This window comes from Nitrospira sp. BLG_2 (assembly GCF_049222245.1).
The window spans coordinates 1-3,635 of the sequence record NZ_JBLYIG010000354.1 but is presented as its reverse complement, the minus strand read 5'-3'; the positions used below and the strand labels follow the sequence as shown (position 1 = coordinate 3,635).

3 protein-coding genes are annotated in these 3,635 nt (G+C 60.0%); 2 read left to right on the top strand and 1 reads right to left on the bottom strand.

Features of this window, described 5'->3' with window-relative positions; genetic code table 11:
• Positions 1-2,481: DEAD/DEAH box helicase (locus ACOSYY_RS09775; RefSeq protein WP_526023310.1), on the bottom strand; the 2,481-nt coding region annotated here is incomplete at its 3' end.
• Between the two features lie 190 nt (positions 2,482-2,671).
• Between ACOSYY_RS09775 and ACOSYY_RS09770 the strand changes: the two genes are divergently transcribed.
• Together ACOSYY_RS09770 and ACOSYY_RS09765 are read left to right on the top strand one after the other, a co-directional pair.
• Positions 2,672-2,935 carry a hypothetical protein gene (locus tag ACOSYY_RS09770; RefSeq protein WP_421662091.1) on the top strand — a complete coding sequence of 88 codons (264 nt, stop codon included), beginning with the start codon at positions 2,672-2,674 and terminating at the stop codon, positions 2,933-2,935.
• Positions 2,936-3,011: 76 nt separating this feature from the next.
• A partial coding sequence (locus ACOSYY_RS09765; RefSeq protein ID WP_421662090.1) for a glycosyltransferase occupies positions 3,012-3,635 on the top strand: 624 nt, incomplete at its 3' end.

Below are 3,635 nucleotides of genomic sequence, written 5' to 3'. Positions count from 1 at the left end.
GCGGATGGTGCCGGCTTCGATCCGTCGAAGGACATTCGTGAGGCCCTCAAGGTCCATCGCTTCACTCAGGCAGTCGCGCAGCGTTTCCTGCACGAGCGGATGGTCCGGAATCTGCCGCAAGGCCCGCTCGCCGGTCAGGTTTTCCTGACAAGCGATGGCATCCGGAAATACCGCTGCCAGCAGGTCTTCCGCTTTCATCCGCTGAATCTGCGGCGGGACTTTCTTGCCCTTGGCAAACCGCAGCAAGGCCAACGACCGCGACGCGTTCCAGCGCCAGCGCGTGGCAAACATCGGCGCGAGCAACACCGCCTGGATCAAAACTTCCCGCACCGTGTTGGAATGGAGATAGCCGAACACGGACTCCAGCGGAAAACTGTGTTTCTCTCCCAGCGAAATCACCAGGCCGTTATCCGTGGCCGCCGCCTGCAGCTCGAAGTCGAATGTCACACAGAAGCGTTTCCGCAAGGCGAGTCCCCAGGCCTTATTGATTCGCCCTCCGAACGGCGCATGAATCACCAACTGCATCCCCCCGCTTTCATCGAAAAACCGTTCGGCGACGAGGATGTCCTGAGTCGGCACGGCTCCCAATACAGCTTTCCCACTCAAGACGTATTCGACGGCCTGTTGGGCTCCCCGTTGATCCAGGCGGCAGTCCTGCGTGAGAAGAGTCAGTGCCGAGTGCTGGGTGCTGAGCGCTGAGCTGTGAGGTTCCGAGGCAGCGATTTGCTCAGCGATGGCCTCTCGAAGGTTGGCGACTTCCGCGGAAAGTTCCGCCGTGCGCGAAGGGGCCTCGCCTCGCCAGAACGGAATGTTGGGCGGCGCGCCATGGGCATCTTCCACCCGCACCTTTCCCATCTCGACACCCTTGATCCGCCAGGACGTGTTGCCGAGCAACATGATATCGCCCTTCAGACTCTCGACGGCAAAGTCTTCATCCACCGATCCCACCACCGTGCCGTCCGGTTCCGCCACCACGGCATAGTTGGCGGTATCGGGAATGGCGCCGCCTGAAGTGATCGCCGCCAGCCGCGCTCCGCGGCGGCCCTTGATGCGGCGATTGATCCGGTCGTGGTAAAGATAGGCAAGCCCTCGCCCTCGCTGCGTCGCAATGCCATCCGCCAACATCCGGACGATACGATCGAACGTGATACGATCCAGCGTGCGATAGGGACCGGCGCGGCGGGCCAATGCAAACAGCTCCTCCTCCGTCCAGGCTTGCGTCGCCGCCGCGGCGACGATTTGTTGGGCCAGAATGTCGAGCGGCGCCGTGGGGACTTCGATGCGGTCCAACGTTCCTTGCTTGATCGCGCGGATCAGCGCGGCACACTCGAGCAGTTCATCCCTGGTCGTGGCAAACAACCGGCCTTTCGGTACGGCCTTGATCCAGTGGCCGGCCCTCCCGATCCGCTGCAAACAGGTCGCAATCGCCCGTGGCGAGCCGATCTGACAGACCAGATCGACCGTGCCGACATCGATTCCGAGTTCAAGCGACGCTGTCGCCACGACCACGCGGGTCCTGCCGGACTTCAGCCGTTCCTCCGCCGACAACCGAATCTGCCGTGACAGGCTGCCATGGTGGGCCGCCACTGCGTCAGGTCCGAGATCCGAAAGCCGTTCTTCCAAATAATGAGAGACCCGCTCGGCCAAACGGCGTGTATTGACGAAGACCAACGTCGTGCGATGTTGCCGTACGAGCTCGGCCACACGGTCGTAGATGTCGGCCCAGATGGCATTGGTCGCGACGGCGCTCAGCTCATCCTTCGGCACTTCAACCGCGAGGTCCATCTGTCGCCTGTGCCCGACATCGATGATCGTCGGTGTCGGGCGGTCACCGACCAGGAACCGCGCGACCGTTTCTATCGGCCGCTGAGTGGCGGAAAGGCCGATCCGTTGCGGCTTCGCCGATGTCAGCGCCTCCAGCCGTTCCAAGGATAACGCCACATGGGCTCCACGCTTATTCGGCGCCAATGCATGAATTTCATCGACGATCACGGTACGCACGGTCTGCAACAAGCGCCGGCTTTTATCCGCCGTGAGCAGGATGAAGAGCGACTCCGGTGTGGTGACGAGGATATGTGGCGGACGCTTGAGCATCTGCTGCCGATCCGCCATCGGTGTATCGCCCGTCCGGACCAGGACCCGCAACTCCGGCATCAACAGGCCGTCCTGCAACGCCATTTGTCCGATCTCCGCGAGCGGTTTCTGGAGATTTTTCTGGATGTCATTGCTCAGTGCCTTGAGCGGCGAGACATAGAGAACCCGCGTATGGTCGTCGAGTTCGCGATTGAGCGCCTGCTTAAAGAGCCGATCGATGCAGGAGAGAAAGGCCGCGAGAGTCTTGCCCGATCCGGTCGGCGCCGCGATCAACGCATCCGCTCCGGACTGGATCGCCGGCCATGCTTGGATTTGAACATCGGTCGGCTGACCGACACGTGAGGAAAACCATTCGGAGACAGTCGGATGAAACCGAGTGAGCGGCATCGGCGGCATCTTACCATGCGCGAACGATCCATGCATGATAGCCGCGTTCAAGCCTGCTCGAATCCAATACCTATGTCGACAAGTTAGTCCAAGGTCTGTTCGTGCAAGGGATTTTACTGATGGAGTCGCAGGAGCGGCGTGGTAAGTTAGTCATGAACGAAGTTTCAATCGGTTCATGCAAGGTTTTGCTATGTGGCTTCTCTTAATCGTCTTGCTTGCGCCCCCTACAGGCATTGATCGTGTGACAGTGTTGAACACGTTGACGACGTATGAGGACTGCCAACCGGAGAGGAATCGTATCGGATTTGAAATGGCGGAACGCTATCCCTATGAAAGCGACTTCCGCATCGTATGCGAATTTCGAGAGGCGAATCCCTGGTTGCTGCCGGTTCACCATGAGCATAGCGCGAGCCGTCTTTTCGCTCTGATCCCTCGTCTTCCACTCGCTCAGTAGACTGCCCGCTCCGGCTTTCCATACAGGCAGTTTGCCATTTCCCAACACAGAGCACCTATGGCATCATAATCATCGTATGCGTCTCTCCATCGTCATCCCGGCGTTCAACGAAGCCCGCCTCATCGAACGATCTCTGCAATCCGTCGCCGTGTCGATCGCTGCCAACCGGACATCCGGGCTTACATCCGAGGTTATCGTGGTCGATAATAACTCCACCGATAACACGGCGGAGCTGGCTAGACAAACCGGCGCAACAGTCGTCTTTGAGCCGGTCAATCAAATCGGCCGAGCGCGCAACGCCGGCGCCGCTCATGCCACCGGCGATTGGTTATTGTTCCTGGATGCGGATAGTGTGCTGACCCCCCTGCTGCTGGCGGATATTATTCGAGTGATCGAGTCGCAGAAGTATGTGGGGTGCGGCAGCACCTTGCGGATGGACGGGCTGCCCTGGTGGGCCAACGTGACGCTGCAGCTCTGGACCGGTGCCTCGGTTCTGTTCCGCTGGGCCGCCGGGGCGCTGATTGTGTGCCGTCGGGATGCATTTCGGGAAGTCGGCGGGTTCGACCAGGACCTCTACGCATTGGACGAAATTCGACTCAGTAAACGGCTCAAGCAATGGGGACGGCGGAAAGGACTTCAATTCACGAGTTGGACGGAGCATCCGCTCGAAACATCATCTCGGAAAAGCTCGCGCGACGCA

Excerpts from the sequence above, each read along its gene's own strand:
- ACOSYY_RS09770 (WP_421662091.1), top strand. The coding sequence starts at position 2,672 with ATGTGGCTTCTCTTAATCGTCTTGCTTGCGCCCCCTACAGGCATTGAT.